This window comes from Streptomyces sp. NPDC051738 (genome assembly GCF_044453205.1).
Classification (GTDB): domain Bacteria; phylum Actinomycetota; class Actinomycetes; order Streptomycetales; family Streptomycetaceae; genus Streptomyces.
Genome location: NZ_JBITCM010000019.1, coordinates 124,224 through 144,808, shown reverse-complemented (window position 1 = coordinate 144,808; position 20,585 = coordinate 124,224). Strand labels below are relative to the sequence as shown.

At 74.5% G+C, this 20,585-nt stretch carries 1 protein-coding gene; it reads left to right on the top strand.

Going from position 1 to position 20,585, the window contains the following annotated elements:
* The first annotated feature begins 28 nt into the window (after positions 1-28).
* The gene (locus ACIA8X_RS35690) at positions 29-20,536 is read left to right on the top strand and encodes an SDR family NAD(P)-dependent oxidoreductase (RefSeq protein ID WP_399460036.1); all 20,508 of its coding nucleotides are present in this window, start codon (positions 29-31) and stop codon (positions 20,534-20,536) included.
* The last annotated feature ends 49 nt before the right edge of the window (positions 20,537-20,585 follow it).

Genomic DNA, 20,585 nt, shown 5'->3' with positions numbered 1-20,585 from the left:
CGCCCCGCCCGACTTGAGAGAGCCCGCTTTGAACACACCCAACCCCTACGTCGAGGCGCTGCGGACCTCCCTGAAGGAGAACGAGCGGCTGCGGCGGCACAACCAGCAGCTGATCTCGGCGGCCGTGGAACCGATCGCCGTCGTCGGCATGGGATGCCGCTACCCCGGCGGCGTCGCCTCCCCGGAGGACCTGTGGCAGCTGGTCGTCGACGGGCGGGACGCCATCGGCCCGTTCCCCGCCGACCGCGGCTGGGACCTGGCCCGCCTCACCGGCGACGGACTCGGACGCAGCCGCGCCCACGAGGGCGGCTTCCTCGACGCGATGACCGAGTTCGACCCGGGGTTCTTCGGCATCGCCCCACGCGAGGCCCTCGCCATGGACCCGCAGCAGCGGCTGCTCCTGGAGACCGCCTGGGAGGCCCTCGAACGCGCCGGGATCGCCCCCACCGCGCTGCGCGGCAGCCGCACCGGCGTCTTCGCCGGCACCACCATCCAGGACTACGGCAAGGTCGTCGCCGAAGCCCGCGAGAACATGGACGTCTACGCCACCACCGGCCACGCCGCCGGCGTGATCTCCGGGCGCGTCTCCTACGTCCTCGGCCTGGAGGGGCCCGCCGTCACCGTCGACACCGGCTGCTCCTCCTCCCTCGTCGCCCTGCACTGGGCCGTGCAGTCGCTGCGCAGCGGCGAGTCCACGCTCGCCCTCGCCTGCGGCGCCACCGTCATGTGCACCCCGGGCACCTTCGTGTCCTTCACCGCGCAGGGCGGCCTCGCCGCCGACGGCCGCTGCAAGCCCTTCTCGGCCGCCGCCGACGGCGTCGGCTGGAGCGAGGGCGCCGGCGTCCTCGTACTGGAACGCCTCAGCGACGCCGAGCGCAACGGCCACCCCGTCCTCGCCGTGGTCCGCGGCACCGCCCTCAACCAGGACGGCGCCTCCAACGGCATCAGCGCCCCCAACGGGCCCGCGCAGCAACGCGTCATCCGCGCCGCCCTCGACAACGCCGGCCTCACGCCGGAGCAGATCGACGCCGTGGAGGCGCACGGCACCGGCACGACGCTGGGCGACCCCATCGAGGCGCAGGCCCTCCTCGCCGCCTACGGCCAGAACCGCGAACGGCCCCTGCTGCTGGGCTCGGTGAAGTCCAACATCGGTCACACCCAGGGCGCCGCCGGAGTCGCCGGCGTCATCAAGACCGTCATGGCGCTGCGGGCCGGTCAGCTCCCGCGCAGCCTGCACGCCGAGGAGCCCACGCCCAACGTCGACTGGACCGCCGGCTCCGTCGCGCTCCTGACCGCCAACACGCTCTGGCCGCGGACCGGCGCTCCGCGCCGCGCCGGCGTCTCCTCCTTCGGCATCAGCGGCACCAACGCCCACGTCATCCTCGAACAGGCCCCGCGCACAGAGGAACCCGAGGCCACCTTCACCCCGGCCCTGACACCCTGGCCGGTGTCCGCCCGCACCGCCACCGCCCTCGACGCCCAGCTGCACCGGGTCACGGCCGCCGCCTCCGGCCTCACCGCTGTCGACGTCGGCCACTCCCTCGCCACCGGACGCGGCCACCTGGAACACCGCGCCGTGCTGCTGCCGCACGAGGACGGTCCGCGCGAGGTGGCCCGCGGCACGGCAGGAGAGGGCGGCCTCGCGGTGCTGTTCACCGGTCAGGGGAGCCAACGCCTCGGCATGGGACGCGAGTTGTACGACCGCTTCCCCGTGTTCGCCGAGGCCCTCGACGAGTTGTTCGGCCACCTCGACCCCGCGCTGCGCGACGTGATGTGGGGCGACGACGAGGCCGCGCTGAACCGCACGGAACACGCCCAGTCCGCCATCTTCGCCGTCGAGACCGCCCTGTACCGGCTCGCGGTGTCGCTGGGGGTGCGCCCCGGCTTCGTCGCCGGGCACTCCATCGGCGAGATCACCGCCGCCCATGTCGCGGGCGTGCTCTCCGCCGAGGACGCCTGCGCGCTCGTCAGGGCACGCGGACGCCTCATGCAGGCGCTGCCCGGGGGCGGTGCGATGGTCGCCGTGGCGGCCTCCGAGGACGCGGTGCGCCCGCTGCTCGGCGGCGACGTGGCCCTCGCCGCCGTCAACGGCCCCGCCTCCGTCGTCCTGTCCGGCGCCGAGGACGCCGTGCTCGCAGCCGCCGCACGGCTCCGCGACGCCGGGCACCGCACCCACCGGCTCGTCGTCTCGCACGCCTTCCACTCACCGCTGATGACACCCGTCCTCGACGACTTCCGTGCCGTCGTCGCCGGGCTCACCCTGCACGAGCCGCGGCTGCCCGTCGTCTCGACCGTCACCGGCCGCACCGCCACCGCCCGCGAGTTGTGCGACCCCGAGCACTGGACGCGGCACGCCGTCGCCACCGTGCGGTTCGCCGACGCCGTACGCGGCCTCGCCGCGCAGGGCGTGCGCGCCCACCTGGAACTCGGCCCCGACGGCGTGCTCAGCCCGCTCGTCGACGACACCCTCGCCGACCCCGAGACCGTCGCCGTCCCGGTCCTGCGCGCCGGCCGCCCCGAGGAACTGTCCCTGATCACCGGACTGGCCAGGCTCCACACCGCCAGCGCCGCCGGAACCGTCGACTGGGCCGCCCTCTACCGGGACACCGGCGCCCGCCGCGTCGACCTGCCCACCACCGTCTTCGAACGGCAGCCCTACTGGCCCACCGGCACCGGCCGCGCCCGCGACGCCGCCGGCCTCGGCCTCGGCACGTCCGGCCACCCCCTGCTCGCCGCCACCGTCGACCTGGCCGACGGCGAGGGCGTCGTCCTCACCGGACGGCTGACCCCCGCCCGCCAACCGTGGCTCGCCGACCACGTCGTCCACGGCCGCGTCCTGCTGCCCGGCACCGCCTTCCTGGACCTCGCCCTGCGGGCCGGTGACGAGGTCGGCTGCGACCGCGTCCACGACCTCACCCTCACGGCCCCGCTCGAAATCGCCGACCGCGAGGCCGTACACCTCCAGGTACGCGTCGGCCCGCCCGCCCCCGACGGACGCCGCCCCGTCAGCGTCCACTCCCGCCCCGACACCGCCGATCCGGGGACCCCCTGGACCGTCCATGCCACGGGACGCCTCGACACCGTCACGGACAGCCCTGCCGCCGCGCCGCCCGACACCGCGTGGCCACCGCCCGGTGCCGAGCCGATCGACCTCACCGACTGCTACGACGATCTGGCCGGACTCGGCTTCGCCTTCGGGCCCGTCTTCCGCGGCCTGCGTGCCGCCTGGCGACGCGACACAGAACTGTTCACCGAGGCCGCGCTGCCGAGCCAGGCACACACCGACGCCACCGCCTTCCTGCTCCACCCGGCCCTGGCCGACGCCGCCCAGCACGCCGCCGCCTACGGCGACCTCGGCACCCTCAGCGAAGGCGGCCTGCCGTTCTCCTGGGAGGGGGTCCGCCTGCACGCCGCCGGTGCCACGACCCTGCGCACCCGCATCGCCCGCCTGGACGACGACACGGTCACCGTGACGGCCGCCGATCCCGCGGGCAACCCGGTCCTGACGGTGGACGCGCTGGTCACCCGCCCCGCGCCCGCGACGCCCAGTACCGCACCCGACGCGCTCTTCACCGTTGACTGGCAACTCCTGGGCGAGAGCACCGCAAGGGACCTCTCCGTCGCCGTCATCGGCCCCGACACCGACGACCTGGCCGACGCCCTACGTGCCACGGCAGCCACGGTCACCGTCGCCCCCGGCCTCGCCGCACTCGACGCCGCACCCCCCGTCGTCCTCACCCGCATCGCATCCGGGCCCGACGACGGCCCGCCCCCGCCGGCCGTGCGCGCCCTCACCGGACACGCGTTGAGCCTGGTCCAGGCATGGCTCGCGGACCCCCGTTTCGCCGACTCCCGCCTCGTCGTGGCCACCCCCGCCACCGGCGACCTCCCGGCCGCCGCCGCCCGCGGCCTCCTGCGCACCGCGCAGACCGAGAACCCCGGCCGCATCACGGTCCTCCACCTCGACGGCCCTGTCGACGGCGAACTGCTGCGCCGCGCCCTGACCACGCCCGAGCCCGAAGTACGCGCCGACGCGGAGGGCCTGCGCGCCGCCCGGCTGGCCCGAGTCCCGCGCGCCGCCGAGCAGTCACCCGCCTGGGACGTCTCCGGTACCGTCCTCGTCACCGGCGGCACCGGCGGCCTCGGCGCCGTCGTCGCCCGCCACCTCGTGACCCGGCACGACGCGCGTGACCTCCTGCTCGTCTCCCGCCGCGGCCCCGACGCCCCCGGCGCGGACCGGCTCACCGCCGACCTGACCGAACTCGGCGCCCGAGTCCGCGTCGTCGCCTGCGACACCGGCGACCGCGACGCTCTCGCCCGGCTGCTGGACGGCGAGCGGCTGACCGCGGTCGTCCACGTCGCCGGCACCGTCGACGACGGCATCGTCGGCGCCCTCACCCCCGAGCACCTCGACACGGTGCTGCGACCCAAGGCCGACGCGGCCTGGCACCTCCACGAACTCGTCTCCGACGCAGGCACGTTCGTCCTGTTCTCCTCCGCCGCCGGCACCCTCGGCGGTGCGGGCCAGGCCAACTACGCCGCCGCCAACGCCTTCCTCGACGCCCTCGCCGAGCACCGCCGCGCCCTCGGCCTGTCCGCGCTCTCCCTCGCATGGGGGCCGTGGGACGTCGCGGGCAGCACCATGACCGGCGACCTCACCGACGTCGACCGGGCCCGCCTCGCCCGCTCCGGCTTCCCCTTCCTCACCCCCGAGCAGGGCCTGGCCCTCCTCGACGCCGCCCCGGCCACCGGACACGCCGCCGTCCTGCCCATCCGCATCGACCTCGCCGCGCTGCGCGCCCGGGACGACGTCCCCGCACTCCTCAGCGGGCTGGCTCGCCCTACGGCACGCCGTACCACGCTGAGCACGGCCGCCACCACCGCGTCCCGCACGGACGGCCTCGTGGAACGGCTCGCGCCGCTGGAACCCGCCGACCGCAGGGCCGCGCTGCTCGACGTCGTGCGTGAGCAGGTGGCCGCAGTCCTCGGTCACCAGGACGCCCAACGCGTCGAGCCCGGCCGGGCCTTCCGGGACCTGGGCTTCGACTCGCTGACCGCCGTCGAACTGCGCAACGCCCTCGGCGCGGCGACCGGCCTGCGGCTGCCCGCCACCCTCATCTTCGACCACCCCACACCCAGGGCGCTGGCCGAGCACCTGTTGTCGGACCTGTTCCCGAACACCGCCACGGGGACGACGACACAGACAGCGCCATCCACGACGACCCCCACCGATGATCCGGTGGTGGTCGTCGGGATGGCGTGCCGGTTCCCGGGTGGTGTGTCGTCGCCCGAGGACCTGTGGCGGCTGGTGTCCGAGGGCGTGGACGCGGTGGGAGAGTTTCCTTCCGACCGTGGTTGGGACCTTCAGCGGCTCTACCACCCCGACCCCGAGAACCCGGGTACCTCCTCCACCCGCCAAGGGGGTTTCCTGCACGACGCCGGGGACTTCGACGCGGACTTCTTCGGGATGAGTCCGCGTGAGGCGTTGGCGACGGATGCGCAGCAGCGGTTGCTGCTGGAGTCCGCGTGGGAGGCCATCGAGCGGGCGGGTATCGATCCGACGTCGCTGCACGGCAGCCGGACGGGCGTCTTCGCGGGCGTCATGTACAACGACTACCGCGAGTTGCTGCCGGAGGAGGAGTACGAGGCATTCCGGGGCAACGGCAGCGCACCGAGCGTCGCCTCGGGGCGTGTCGCGTATGCGCTGGGCTTCGAGGGGCCGGCTGTGTCCGTCGATACGGCGTGTTCGTCGTCGTTGGTGGCGGTGCATCTGGCGGCGCAGGCGTTGCGGTCGGGTGAGTGTTCGTTGGCGTTGGCCGGTGGTGTGACGGTGATGTCGACGCCGACGACGTTTGTGGAGTTCTCGCGGCAGGGTGGGTTGGCGCCGGATGGGCGGTGCAAGGCGTTCTCGGATGCGGCCGACGGTGTCGGCTGGGCCGAGGGTGTGGGGGTGCTGCTGCTGGAGCGGCAGTCGGACGCGGTGCGTAAGGGTCACCGGATTCTGGCGGTCGTCAAGGGGTCGGCTGTCAACCAGGACGGCGCGTCGAACGGGCTCACCGCGCCGAATGGTCCGTCGCAGCAGCGGGTGATCCGGCATGCGCTGGCGGCTGCCGGGCTCGGTGCCGGGGACGTCGATGTGGTGGAGGCGCACGGAACCGGTACGACTCTCGGTGATCCGATCGAGGCGCAGGCCCTGCTTGCGACGTACGGTCGGGATCGTGAACGGCCGCTGCTGCTGGGGTCGGTGAAGTCGAACCTGGGGCACACGCAGGCGGCTGCGGGTGTGGCGGGTGTGATCAAGTCGATCCTGGCGATGCGGCATGGTGTCGTGCCGCGCACCCTGCATGTGGATGCTCGGTCGTCGCACGTGGACTGGTCGGCGGGCGCGGTGGAGCTGGTGCGCGAGCCGGTGGCCTGGCCGGACACCGGACGCCCGTATCGCGTCGGCGTTTCCTCCTTCGGCGTGAGCGGCACCAACGCGCACCTGATCCTTGAACAGGCGCCCCCGGAACCTGAGTTCGAGGACGCGACGGACCCGTCCGTGACCGTCCCGTGGGTCGTGTCCGGCAAGACGGCGGCCGCGCTCGACGCGCAACTCGACCGACTGAGGGCGGGCGCGGAGGGCTCGCCCCATGACATCGGCCGCGTCCTTGCGAACGGCCGGGCGCTGTTCGCGCACCGGGCCGTGCTGCTGGCGTCCGGGGAGGGTGTCACCGAGGCCGCCAGGGGAGTGGCATCGCAAGGACCGACGGCGTTCGTGTTCTCCGGTCAGGGCGCTCAACGTGTCGGGATGGGGCGGGAGTTGTATGCCCGTTTCCCGGTGTTCGCGCGGGCGCTGGACGAGGTCCTGGCCGAGCTCGACCCCGGCTTGCGTGAAGTGATGTGGGGCGAGGACGAAAGCGTCCTCAACCGTACGGAGTTCACCCAGCCGGCCCTGTTCGCCATTGAGGTGGCGCTGTTCCGGCTGGTGGAATCGCTGGGCGTGCGGCCGGACTTCGTGGCTGGTCACTCCGTGGGTGAGATCGCCGCCGCGCATGTCGCGGGTGTGCTGTCGCTGTCGGACGCGTGCGCGCTGGTGTCGGCGCGGGCGCGGTTGATGCAGGCGCTGCCCGAGGGCGGGCTGATGCTCGCGGTCGAGGCCACGGAGGACGAGGTCGCCCCCCACCTCACCGATGAGGTGTCCATCGCGGCGGTCAACAGTCCGTCCTCGCTTGTGCTCTCCGGCGTGGAGGACGCCGTCCTCGCGGTCGCCGCCGCCCTGCCCGGCGACCGGCGCACCAGGCGGCTGCGGGTGTCGCACGCCTTCCACTCGCCGCTGATGAACCCGATGCTCGACGAGTTCCGCGCGGCGATCTCGGATCTGCGCTTCCACGAGCCGCGTATTCCGGTCGTTTCGAACGTCACCGGAGACCTGGTCGCTCCGGCCACGGCGGACTACTGGGGTAGGCACGTCCGCGAGCCCGTCCGCTTCGCCGACGGAATCCGCACCCTCACCGGACAAGGCGTCACCCGCTTCCTGGAGCTCGGCCCGGACAGCGTGCTGTCCGCCCTGATCGAGCAGACAGCGCCGGACGGCACCGTCATCGTCCCGACGTTGCGCAGGAACCGCCCCGAAGAGACAGCCGCGCTCACGGCCCTCGCCCACCTCTTCACCCACGGCGTACCCGTCGACTGGCCGGCGTACTTCACCGGCACCGTCACCTGCCCCGCCGACGTACCGACGTACCCCTTCCAGCGCCGGCGCTTCTGGCCGGAGTCCTCCCCGTCGTTCAAGGACCCCGTCGCCCTGGGCCTGGAACCCGTCGGACACGCGCTGCTCGGCGCGGCCGTACCCCTGGCCGAATCCGGCGGCGTCGTCCTGACCGGTCGGCTCTCGCTCGCCGCGCATCCCTGGCTCGCCGACCACACGGTGCACGGGCGTTCCCTGCTTCCCGGCGCCGCGCTGGCCGAACTGGCGTTGCGTGCCGGCGAGGAGTACGGCTGTCGACGTCTCGCCGAGCTGACCCTGAGCGCGCCGCTGATGGCGCCCGCCGAAGGTGCCGCACGCCTTCAGGTCACCGTCGGCCCGGCCGACGCGGACGGGTGCCGGGCCGTCACCGTGCAGTCTCGCCCGGAGGCCGATGCCCAGGCGCCGTGGACCGCCCATGCGACCGGCGTGCTGGACGATGAGGAGGAAGTACCCGTCCCCGAACCGGAGTTGGCGGTCTGGCCGCCGACCGGTGCCGACCCCGTCCCGCTCGACACCTTCTACGCCGACCGGGCGCTGACCGGGTTCGGATACGGCCCCGCCTTCCAAGGGCTGCGCGCCGCCTGGCGGCGCGGTGACGAGGTCTTCGTCGAGGCCGAGCTGCCCGAAGGGATCGGGCCGCGTGGCTTCGCTCTGCACCCCGCCTTGTTCGACGCCGCTCTGCAGGGCACTTCGCTGCTGGTCGGGGACGGTGTGGTGCCGTTCTCCTGGGAGGGCGTCACGCTGCACGCCGAAGGCGCGACGGCCGTGCGGGCGCGGCTGGCCCTCGTCGCGCCGGATCGTGTCCGGGTGACCCTCGCCGACCCGACGGGGCAGCCCGTGGCCGATGCCGACGCGCTTGCGGTCCGTGCCCTCACGGCCGGGCAGTCGGACGCGGTGGCCTCGGTCGGGCCGCTCTACCGCGTCGAGTGGGTGCCGGCCGCGCGGGCGTCCCGCGGCCCTGGCACGCTGTGCCTCTCCGGGGACGACGACGGCACGCTCAGCGCGGCGTTGCATGAGGCGGGGCTCGTCGTGAGCGAGGACGGCGCCGAGGCCGAGGTCCTGGTGCTGCCGCCGGCCGGGTCGCAAGCGCGATCCGCCGTGGTGGACGCCTTGGGGGTCCTCCAGGGGGCCCTCGCCCAAGAGTCCGAGCGCCGACTGGTCCTGGTGACGCGGGACTCCGACGATCCCGCCATGGCTGCCGTGCGTGGACTGCTGAGGTCGGCCGCGGCCGAGCACCCCGGCCGACTGGCCGTGCTCGCCCTCACCGATCCGGCACCGCGGGCGCTGCACAGCGCACTCGGCCTGCTCCTGGACGGCGCCGAGCCCGAGGCCGCCGTGCGGGGCGGGGACGTGCTGGTGCCCAGGCTGGGCCGGGTGACGGCCGGTGCAGGGCGGTCGCCGGCGTGGGACCGGGGCAGCGTCCTGGTCACCGGCGGTACCGGCGGGCTCGGTGCCGCCGTGGCGCGGCATCTCGTCGAGCGGCATGGTGTGCGGAACCTGCTGCTGGTCTCGCGCCGTGGCCCGCAGGCGCCGGGAGCCGCCGACCTGGTCGCCGAGCTGACGCGGGCCGGTGCCCGTGCCGAGGTCGCCGCCTGTGACGTGGCCGACCGGGACGCGCTGGCGGGGCTGCTGGCCGGGCGGACCCTCGGTGGTCTGGTGCACACGGCCGGGCTGCTCGACGACGGCGTGGTCACCGCGCTGAGCGAGGAGCGGGTGACGGCCGTGCTGCGGCCGAAGGCGGAGGCCGCCCGCCATCTGCACGAACTCGTGGATGCCGACGTGCCGTTCGTGGTGTTCTCGTCGGCCGCGGGTGTGCTCGGCAGCGCGGGACAGGGCAACTACGCCGCCGCCAACGCCTGCCTGGACGCCCTCGTACGCGAGCGGCGCGCCGCGGGGCTGCCGGGGCTGTCGCTGGCCTGGGGCCCCTGGGAGGCCTCCGCCGGGATGACCCGGCGGCTCACCGACGCCGACCGGGCCCGCATGGCCCGCACCGGGCTGCTGCCCCTGCCCACGGCGACGGCACTCGCCCTCTTCGACGCCGCCCTCGCCGGCGACGAACCCGTCGTGCTGCCCCTGAGCCTCGACACCCAGGCACTGAGCGCCGCCGGGTCCGCCGCACCCGCGGTGCTGCGCGGGCTCGTCCGCGGCCGGCGCCGTACCGCCGCCGCGCCGTCCGTGTCCGGCGGCGAGGGGCTCGGGGCGGCACTGGGCCGACTCGGGCCCGAGGAACAGCGACGCGAGCTGCTCGGCCTGGTGCGTGGGCAGGTCGCCCGCGTCCTCGGGCATCGCCGCGCCGACGCCGTCGATCCTCAACGGCCCTTCCGAGAGCTGGGATTCGACTCGCTGACCGCCATCGAGCTGCGCAACGGCATCGCCACCGCCACCGGCCTACGGCTGTCCGCGACCCTCGTCTTCGACCACCCGACGGCTGCCGATCTCGCCGCACACCTGCACGAGCGGCTGACCGGTGGCCCGGCCCCGGCCGCCGCCGAACCGCCTGCCCGGCTCACCGCCACGGACGACGACCTCGTGGCGATCGTGGGCATGGCCTGCCGCTTCCCCGGCGGCGTCGGTTCCCCCGACGACCTGTGGCGGCTGGTGACCGACGGCGTCGACGCGATCGGCGACGTACCCGCGGAGCGCGGCTGGGAGGAGGCCAGGCGCGGTGGATTCCTCACCGGCGCGGGCGACTTCGACGCCGACTTCTTCGGCATGAGCCCGCGCGAGGCACTGGCCACGGACGCGCAGCAGCGACTCCTCCTGGAGGTCTCCTGGGAGGCCGTCGAGGACGCGGGGATCGACCCGGTGTCGCTGCGGGGCAGCCGTACCGGCGTCTTCGCCGGCGTCATGTACGGCGACTACGGCACCCTCCTCACCGACGAGCGCTACGCCGGACTGCGCGGCGCCGGCAGTGCCCACAGCGTGGCCTCCGGCCGGGTGGCGTACACCCTCGGCCTGGAGGGACCGGCCGTCACCGTCGACACCGCCTGTTCCTCCTCGCTCGTGGCCGTGCACCTCGCTGCCCAGGCGCTGCGCGGCGGCGAGTGCACCCTCGCCCTGGCCGGCGGCGTGACGGTGATGGCGACCCCGTCGACCTACGTCGAGTTCGACCGCCAGGGAGGGCTCGCCGCCGACGGCCGCTGCAAGGCGTACTCCGACGGGGCGGACGGCGTCGGCTGGGGTGAAGGTGTCGGACTGGCCGTGCTGGAGCGCTTGTCCGACGCCCGCCGTAACGGGCACCCGGTGCTGGCCGTCCTGCGCGGCTCCGCCGTCAACCAGGACGGCGCCTCGAACGGCCTGACCGCCCCCAACGGACCCGCCCAACAGCGGGTCATCCGCCAGGCCTTGGCGGCCGCCGGACTCACCCCGGCCGACGTGGACGCCGTCGAGGGGCACGGCACCGGCACCCGGCTCGGCGACCCCATCGAGGCGCAAGCCCTGCTCGCGACGTACGGTCAGGATCGCGAACGGCCGCTGCTGCTCGGCTCGGTCAAGTCCAACATCGGGCACACGCAGGCCGCCGCGGGCGTCGCCGGCGTCATCAAGACGGTGCTGGCCCTGCGCCACGGAGTCGTGCCCCGGACCCTGCACGCCGAGACTCCGTCCACGCACGTGGACTGGGCGTCGGGCGCGGTACGCCCGGTGCGTGAGGACACCCCGTGGCCCGCGACGGACCGCCCGCGCCGGGCCGCCGTCTCCTCCTTCGGCGTCAGCGGCACCAACGCCCACCTCGTCCTGGAGGCGGCCCCGCCGCAGGAGGAGGAGCCCGAGCGGGACTCCGTGGCCGTGACGCCGGAAGTGGTCCCGTGGGTGCTGTCCGCCCGCAGCGCCGCCGCCCTCGACGTCCGTACGGCGCAACTCGCCACCCGCGACGACGTCCTAGACGTCGGCTTCACCCTCGCGGCCACCGCCCGCACCGCCTTCCCGCACCGCGCCGTGGCCCTCGCCACCGGCACCGGCAGCTCCGTCGAGATCGCCCGGGCAGTCGCCGCCGAACCCGGCCCGACGGCCTTCCTCTTCTCCGGTCAGGGCGCTCAACGTCTCGGCGTCGGTCGCGAGTTGTACGATCGGTTCCCGGTGTTCCGCGCCGCGCTCGAGGAGACGCTGGACCTGCTCGAACCCGGTCTGCGCGACGTGCTGTGGGGCACCGACGAGGCCGCGCTGAACCGCACCGGCGCGGCCCAGCCCGCGCTCTTCGCCGTCGAGGTCGCCCTGTACCGGCTGCTGGAGTCCATCGGACTGCGCCCCGATGTGGTGGCCGGGCACTCGGTCGGCGAGATCGCCGCCGCGCACGTCGCCGGTGTCCTGACGCTGCCCGACGCGTGCCGTCTGGTCACCGCACGGGCCACGCTGATGGACGCCCTGCCGGAGGACGGGGTCATGGTCGCCGTCGAGGCCGACGAGGACGACATACGGCCGCACCTCGCGGCCGGGGCGACCCTCGCAGCCGTCAACGGGCCCGCGGCCGTGGTCGTCTCCGGCGACCCCGCCGCCGTCGAGGCCACCCTCGCCGCGCTCCCCGGCCGACGCACCACCCGCCTCCCCGTCAGCCACGCCTTCCACTCGGCACACATGGACCCCATGCTGTCCGCCTTCCGGGAGGCACTGGACACCCTGGACCTCCAGCCGCCCCGCCTGCCCGTCGTGTCCACCCTGACCGGAACCGCCGTAGGGGAAGGCGAGTTGACCGACCCGGGCCACTGGGTGCGGCAGGTGCGTGAGACCGTCCGCTTCGGCGACGCGGTCCGCACGCTGGCCGACACCGGGGTGCGGACGTACGTCGAGGTCGGCCCCACCGCCGCGCTCACGGCACTCGTCGAGTCGATCCTGCGCGAGGACACCGACATCCTCGCCGTGCCGCTGCTGCGGCCGGGCCGCCCCGAGGAGAGCACGCTGGTCACCGCGCTGGCGAGGCTGTTCACCACCGGTGTGCCCGTCGAATGGCCCGCGCTGTTCACCGGCACCGGCGCCCGCCGCACCCGACTGCCCGCCTACCCCTTCCAGCACCGCCGCTACTGGCCGGCCGCCGGGGCCGCCCGCGGTGACGTCCGGGGCTCCGGGCTGACCGCCGTGCACCACCCGCTGCTGGGCGCGGCCGTCCGCCTCGCCGAGGCCGACGCCGCCCTGTTCACCGGCCGCGTCTCGACCGTGACCCACCCGTGGACCACGGGCCACCGCGTCGCCGGCCGGGTCGTGCTGCCGGGCACCGCGCTCGCCGAACTCGTCGCCCGAGCCGGCGCCGAACTCGGCCACGGGCACGTCACCGAACTCACCCTCGCACAGCCGCTGGTCCTGCCCGACCGAGAGGCCGTGGCCCTCCAGGTGTCCGTCGCCGAGCCCGACGACTTGGGCCTGCGCCCCGTCACCGTCTCCTCCCGGCCCGACGACGACCCCGACGCTCCCTGGCTGCGCCACGCGGCCGGGCTGCTCGCCCCCACTGCTCAGGCCCCCGAGTCGGGTACGGCCGTCCCATGGCCGCCCGGCGACGCGGAGCCGGTCGACCTCGACGGCTTCTACACCGAACTGGCCGACACGGGCCTCGCCTACGCCCCGCCGTTCGGGGCGCTCACCGCCGTCCGGCGGCGCGGCGCCGAGGTGTTCGCCGAGGCCGCCCTGCCGGAGGACACGGACACCGACGGCTTCGGCCCGCACCCCGCGCTGCTCGACTCCCTGCTGCACGCCGCCGTCCTCACCGGCGGCACGCCGGGGCTGCCGTTCGTCTGGCAGAACCTGGACCTGCACGGCGGCACGGGCGCACGCGTGCTGCGCGCCCACATCGTCCGCGACACGGACACGGACACCGTCCGCCTCACCGTCATCGACCCCACGGGAAAGCCCGTGGCCTCCGTCGGTTCCCTCGTCACCAGGCCGCCGTCCTGGACCCGTACGGCGGCCCCCCACGCGCTGTTCCGGCGTACCTGGGCGCCCGTACCGGATCCCGAAGCGTCGCCGGCCGCTCGCACGGCCGTACTCACCACGGGTTCGGCCCCCGCCTGGGCGCCACAGGACGCCGAGATCCTGCACGCCCTGGACGGCACCACGACGCCCGCCGACCTCGTCCTCACCGAGATCACCGCCGACGATCTGCACACCACGCTCCGGCACACCCTGCACCTCCTCCAGACCTGGCTCGCCGCACCGCCGTACGCCACCTCCCGCCTGGTCGTCGTCACGTCCGACGACGACACCCCGGTCCTCGAAGCCGTCCGCGGCCTGGTCCGCTCGGCGGCGAACGAACACCCCGGCCGGCTCGCCCTGCTCACCCGCGACCCGAGCACCCCGCAACTCCCGCCCCCGGCCCGGCTCCTCGCCGCCTACGACACAGGCGGCGAGTCGGAGATCACCGTGCGCGGTACGGAGCTGCTCGCACCGCGTCTGACCCGTCACGAGCCCGGCACCGCGCAGGCCCGTGCCCTCTGGACCGGGCCGGGCTGCGTGCTCATCACCGGCGGCACGGGCGGCATCGGCGCGGCGCTGGCACGCCATCTCGTCACCCACCACGGGGTACGCGACCTTCTGCTGGTGTCCCGGCGAGGGCCGGACGCCCCGGGTGCGGCCGAACTGCGCGCCGAACTGACGGAGTTCGGTGCCGGTGTGGAGATCGCCGCCTGTGACGTGGCGGACCGCGCCGCACTGGCCGGCCTGCTCAACGGCCGTACCGTCGGCGCCGTCGTCCACACGGCCGGCGTCCTCGACGACGGCGTTCTCACCTCCCTCACCGACGAACGCCTCCGCGCGGTCCTCCGCCCCAAGGCCGACGCCGCACGGCACCTGCACGAACTCCTCCCCGACGTCCGGGCGTTCGTCCTGCTCTCCTCGGCGGCCGGCACCTTCGGAGGCACCGGCCAGGCGAACTACGCCGCCGCCAACGCCTACCTCGACGGCCTGGCCGCCCACCGCAGTGCCCTCGGCCTGCCCGTGACGTCCCTCGCCTACGGGCCGTGGGAGATGACGGACGGTATGACCGGCGACCTCGACCACACCGACCGCGAGCGTCTGGCACGCGCCGGCTTCCGCCCGCTCACCGTCGAGGAGGGCCTGGCCCTGTTCGACGCCGCTACGGCCGGCGAAGCACCGGTCGTGGTGCCCGTACGGCTCGACCATGCGGCCCTGCGGTCGCGTACCGACGTCCCGCCGCTGCTCCGCGCCCTGCTCCGGACCCGTTCGAGCACCGGCGGCGACCTCCCCGGTCGCCTGGCGGGGAGGACCGTGGAGGAACAGCGGGCCGTACTCCTCGACGTGGTCCGCGCCCGTGCCGCGGCCGTCCTCGGCCATGACGACGCCGGGGCCGTCGAACCCCGGCGCCCCTTCCGGGACCTGGGCTTCGACTCGCTGACCGCCGTCGAACTGCGCAACGCGCTCGCCACGGCGACGGGTCTGCGACTGCCCGCCACCCTCGTCTTCGACCACCCGTCGGCCGAAGCGCTGGCGACGTACCTGCGCGAGCGGTTGGCGGGTACGACGGCGGATCCGGCTGCCGTCCTGCCCGCCACGCCTGTCATGGACGACCCGGTGGTGATCGTGGGTATGGCCTGCCGTTACCCGGGTGGCGTCGAGTCGCCGGAGGATCTGTGGCGGATCGTGTCCGAAGGTGTGGACGCGGTGGGCGAGTTCCCGGCCGACCGTGGCTGGGATCTGGAGCGGCTCTACCACCCCGACCCCGACCACAGCGGCACGTCCTCGACCCGGGCCGGTGGCTTCCTCGCCGATGTCGCCGGATTCGATCCCGAGTTCTTCGGGATGAGTCCGCGGGAGGCGCTGGCGACGGATGCGCAGCAGCGGTTGCTGCTGGAGTCCGCGTGGGAGGCCATCGAGCGGGCCGGCATCGACCCGAGCTCGCTGCGCGGCAGCCGGACGGGTGTGTTCGCGGGCGTGATGTACAACGATTACCGCGAGTTGCTGCCGGGGGAGGAGTACGAGGCCTTCCGCGGCAACGGCAGCGCGCCGAGCATCGCGTCGGGCCGAGTCGCCTACGCCCTCGGCCTCGAAGGCCCGACCATGACCATCGACACCGCGTGTTCGTCGTCCCTCGTGGCGCTGCATCTGGCCGCGCAGGCGTTGCGGTCGGGTGAGTGTTCGTTGGCTTTGGCCGGTGGTGTGACGGTGATGTCGATGCCGACGACCTTCGTGGAGTTCTCCCGGCAGGGCGGCCTCTCATCCGACGGCCGCTGCAAGGCTTTCGCGGACTCGGCCGACGGTGTCGGCTGGGGCGAGGGTGTCGGCGTGCTGCTGCTGGAGCGGAAGTCGGACGCCGTGCGCCACGGCCATCGGATCCTGGCGGTGGTACGGGGGAGTGCGGTGAACCAGGACGGCGCGTCGAACGGGCTGACCGCGCCGAACGGCCCCTCGCAGCAACGGGTGATCCGGCAGGCCCTGGTGTCGGCGGGCCTTGAGGCGCGGGACGTCGACGTGGTCGAGGCGCACGGCACGGGAACCCGGCTGGGCGATCCGATCGAGGCGCAGGCCCTGCTCGCCACCTACGGTCAGGATCGCGAACGGCCCCTGCTGCTGGGCTCGGTGAAGTCGAACCTGGGCCACACCCAGGCCGCCGCCGGTGTCGCCGGTGTGATCAAGAGCGTGCTGGCGATGCGGCACGGCATGGTCCCGCGCACCCTGCACGTGGATGCTCCGTCGTCGCACGTGGACTGGTCGGCGGGCGCGGTGGAACTGGTGCGGGAGCAGGTGCCGTGGCCCGACAGCGACCGCCCGCGCCGGGCCGCCGTCTCCTCCTTCGGCCTCAGCGGCACCAACGCCCACGTCGTCCTCGAAGCAGGCCCCGGGCAAGAACCCCTCTCCGATGCCACCGAGCGCATCGTCCCCCTCGTCGTCACGGCCCGCTCGGAAGAGGCACTCGACGCGCGGATACGGCAACTCCAGCCGTACGGGCCGTCGGTGCACGTCGGCTTCACGGCGGCGACCGGCCGGGCTTCCTTCGCTCACCGTGCGGTGCTGCTGCCGTCGGCGGACGGGATGACGGCAGGCGCCAGGGCAGTGGCAGCCGAGGGCCCGACGGCCTTCGTGTTCTCCGGCCAGGGCGCCCAGCGGCTCGGCATGGGACGCGAACTGTACGCCCGCTTCCCGGTGTTCGCCCAGGCCCTGGACGCGACCCTGGCCGAACTGGACCCGCGTCTGCGGGACGTCATGTGGGGCGCGGACGAACGCGCCCTGAACTGCACGGAGTTCACCCAGCCCGCGCTCTTCGCCGTAGAGGTGGCCCTGTACCGCCTGGCGGAATCCCTCGGCGTACGGCCGGACTTCGTGGCCGGTCACTCCGTCGGGGAGATCGCCGCCGCGCATGTGGCGGGTGTGCTGTCGCTGGCGGACGCGTGTGCGCTGGTGTCGGCGCGGGCGCGGTTGATGCAGGCGCTGCCCGCGGGCGGTCTGATGCTCGCGGTCGAGGCCACGGAGGACGAGGTCACGCCGTATCTCACCGATGAGGTGAGCATCGCGGCGGTCAACAGTCCGTCCTCGCTTGTGCTCTCCGGCGTGGAGGAGGCCGTTCTCGCGGTCGCCGCGGCCCTGCCGCAGGACCGGCGCACCACCCGGCTGCACGTGTCGCACGCCTTCCACTCGCCGCTGATGGAACCGATGCTCGACGAGTTCCGCGCGGCGATCTCCCCTCTGCGTTTCGGCGAGGCGCGCATTCCTCTCGTCTCGAACCTCACCGGGGACCTCGCCGCTCCGGACGCGGCGGACTACTGGGTCCGGCATGTCCGTGGGACGGTCCGGTTCGCCGACGGCGTGCGCACCTTGGCCGAGCAGGGCGTGACCCGTTTCCTGGAGGTCGGTCCGGACGGCACCCTGACCGCTCTGGTCCAGCGGTCCGCCCCCGAAGCGGCCCTCGCGGTCGCGGCCCTGCGCAGGAACCGCCCCGAGGAAGAGGCGTTGGCCGTCGCGCTGGGGCAACTCTTTGTACACGGTGCCCCGGTCGACTGGGCGGCGTACTTCGCGGGGACCGGCGCCCGTCTCACCGATGTCCCCACCTACCCGTTCCAGCGGCAGCGCTTCTGGCCGGAGCCCCGTACGGGCCAGGGTGCGGGCGAGGTACGCTCCGTCGGGCTCGTGCCCGCCGGGCACCCCGTGCTCGGTGCGGCGATGCTGCTCGCGGACGGTGACGGCGCGGTGTTCACCGGTCTGCTCTCACCGCAGGCGCAGCCCTGGCTCGCCGACCACACGGTGCTCGGCCGGACCCTGGTTCCCGGTGCGGCCCTGGTCGAGCTGGTGATCCGGGCCGGTGACGAACTCGGCGCCGCACGCATCGAGGAACTGACGACGGTCGCCCCGCTCGTGCTCCCCGACGACGGCGGACCCATCGGAGTGCAGCTGCGGGTGGGCGGCGCCGACGACACCGGGCGGCGCACCTTCACGGTGCACGGCCGCCCCGACCGGGACGGAACGGATGCCCCGTGGACCGCGTACGCGCACGGCGCTCTGACTCACGCCTCCGCCGAGGAGCCGGTCGCCGGCCCGGCCGTATGGCCGCCGGAAGGCGCCGAGGCCATCGAACTCGCCACGCACTACGACACATTGGCGGACGCCGGCTTCGACTACGGGCCGTCCTTCCGCGCGCTGCGACACGCCTGGCGGCGCGGCGCCGAGGTGTTCGCCGAGGTGTCCCTGCAGCCGGAGACGGACGCCGACGGCTACGGCGTCCACCCCGCCCTCCTCGACGCGGTGCTGCACGCGGCCGGCTTCACCGGCACGGGCGGCGAGGGTACGGCGCTGCCGTTCTCCTGGGAGGAGGTGGCCCTGTTCGCCTCGGCTGCCCGCACGGTGCGTGCCCGGCTGGAGCGGACGGGGGAGCGGACGGTGCGCATCGAGGTCGCCGACACCGAGGGCCGGGCCGTCCTCACCGTCGGCGGACTGACCGTACGGCCCGTCGACGGCGACCGGATGGCCGGTGCCGGGTCCGCCGCCGCTCCGGACGCGCTGCTGCGGACCGCGTGGACGCCGGCCGGCGAGTCGGCGGCCGAGGTGCCCGCCGAGATCGCCGTACTCGGAGAGCTGCCCGAGGATCTCGCCGGGGAGCTGGCCGCGGCCGACGTCAAGGCGGTGGCGTACGAGGATCTCACCGCCGTAGCCGCGCACCACGGCCTGGTGCTCGCTCCGGTGCGGGTGACCGGCGCCGATCCGGCCGGCTCCGCGCACGCCCACACGCGTGCGGCGTTGGCCCTCGCCCGGACCTGGTTGGCCGGCGAACGCTTCGCCGAGGCACGGCTCGTCGTCCTGGTGCGCGGGGCCACCACCGGGGCGGATCCGGGTGCCGCCGCCGCGTGGGGGCTGCTGCGCTCGGCGCAGAGCGAGCATCCCGGTCGTATCGGCCTGCTCGACGTGCCCGGGGAACCGTCCGGCCTGGCCCGGGCGTTGAGTGTCACGGAGCCCGAAGCGGCCGTGGTGGACGGTGAGGTGCTGGTGCCACGGCTGGAGCGCGTGACCCCGGCCCTCGACTGCGGCGACAACCGTCCGGACGTCGGCCTGCCCTTCGACGACGGCGGAGCGGTGCTCGTCACCGGCGGCACCGGAGGTCTCGGTGCCGTCCTCGCCCGCCATCTCGTCGCCCGGCACGGGGTACGTGACCTGCTCCTGCTGTCCCGGCGTGGCGCCGACGCACCCGGCGCCGCCGAACTCGTCGCCGAACTGACCCGGCAGGGCGCCCGCGTCGAGGCGGTGGTCTGCGACGTCGCGGACCGGGACGCCCTCGCTGCCGTCCTCGCCGGTCGGCGCGTCGGCCACATGGTGCACGCGGCGGGCGTCCTCGACGACGCCACCGCCGCGCATCTCACCCCCGACCGTGTCGCCGCGGTCCTGCGGCCCAAGGCGGACGCCGCCTGGCATCTGCACGAACTGCTGCCGGACGTCGACTCGTTCACCGTCTTCTCCTCCGCTGCCGGCACCTTCGGTAACGCCGGGCAGGGTGCGTACGCCGCCGCGAACGCCTTCCTCGACGCGCTCGTACGGCACCGTCACCGGCTCGGCCTGCCGGGCCGCTCCCTGGCCTGGGGACCGTGGCGGCAGTCCGACGGCATGGCCGGCGCGCTCAGCGCCCGTGACGTCGAGCGGATGCGTGCGGCCGGCTTCCCACCGCTGCGCACCGACGAGGGCCTGGCCCTGTTCGACCGGGCCGCCTCGACCGCGGACCCCGTGCTGCTGCCGGTGCGGCTCGACATGGCCGCGCTGCGCGCCCGCGACGAGGTGCCCGAACTGCTGCGAGGGCTGGTCCCGGTACGCCGGTCCGCGGCCCGGTCCACCGATCCGGGGCTCGTGGCGCGGCTCGCGACGTTGGACGAGTCCGAGGGGCGTACGGCCGTACTGGAGCTGGTGCGCGACCAGGCCGCCCGCGTCCTCGGCCACCGGCCCGGCGGCACGACGGACGTCGAGCCGGTACGGGCGTTCCGCGATCTCGGGTTCGACTCGCTGATGTCGGTGGAACTGCGCAACGCGCTGAGCGCCGCCACCGGTCTGCGGCTGCCGGCCACCCTCGCGCTGGACCACCCGACTCCGGAGGCGGTCGCCCGCCACCTGTACGCGCTGCTCGCGCCCGCGGCCGAGCGGACCGGGGCCGACGGCCTGCTGGCCGCTCTGGAACGTGTCGAGCAGCTGATCGCGACTCTGCCGGAACCGGTCGCCGACGGCGCGGCCCACCGGCAGATCGCCGGGCGGCTCGACGTCCTGCGCACCCGCTGGTCGGGGCTCGGCGCACCGGACCCGGACGGCAACGACCAGGGCAAGGCGACGGAGTTCGACACGGACAACCTGTCGGACGACGAGATGTTCGCCTTCCTCGACGACGAACTCGGCGGCGGGTGACCGAGGGGTGGAGACCTTCCACTGATGTCCCCCGCCGCGCCCCGCCTAG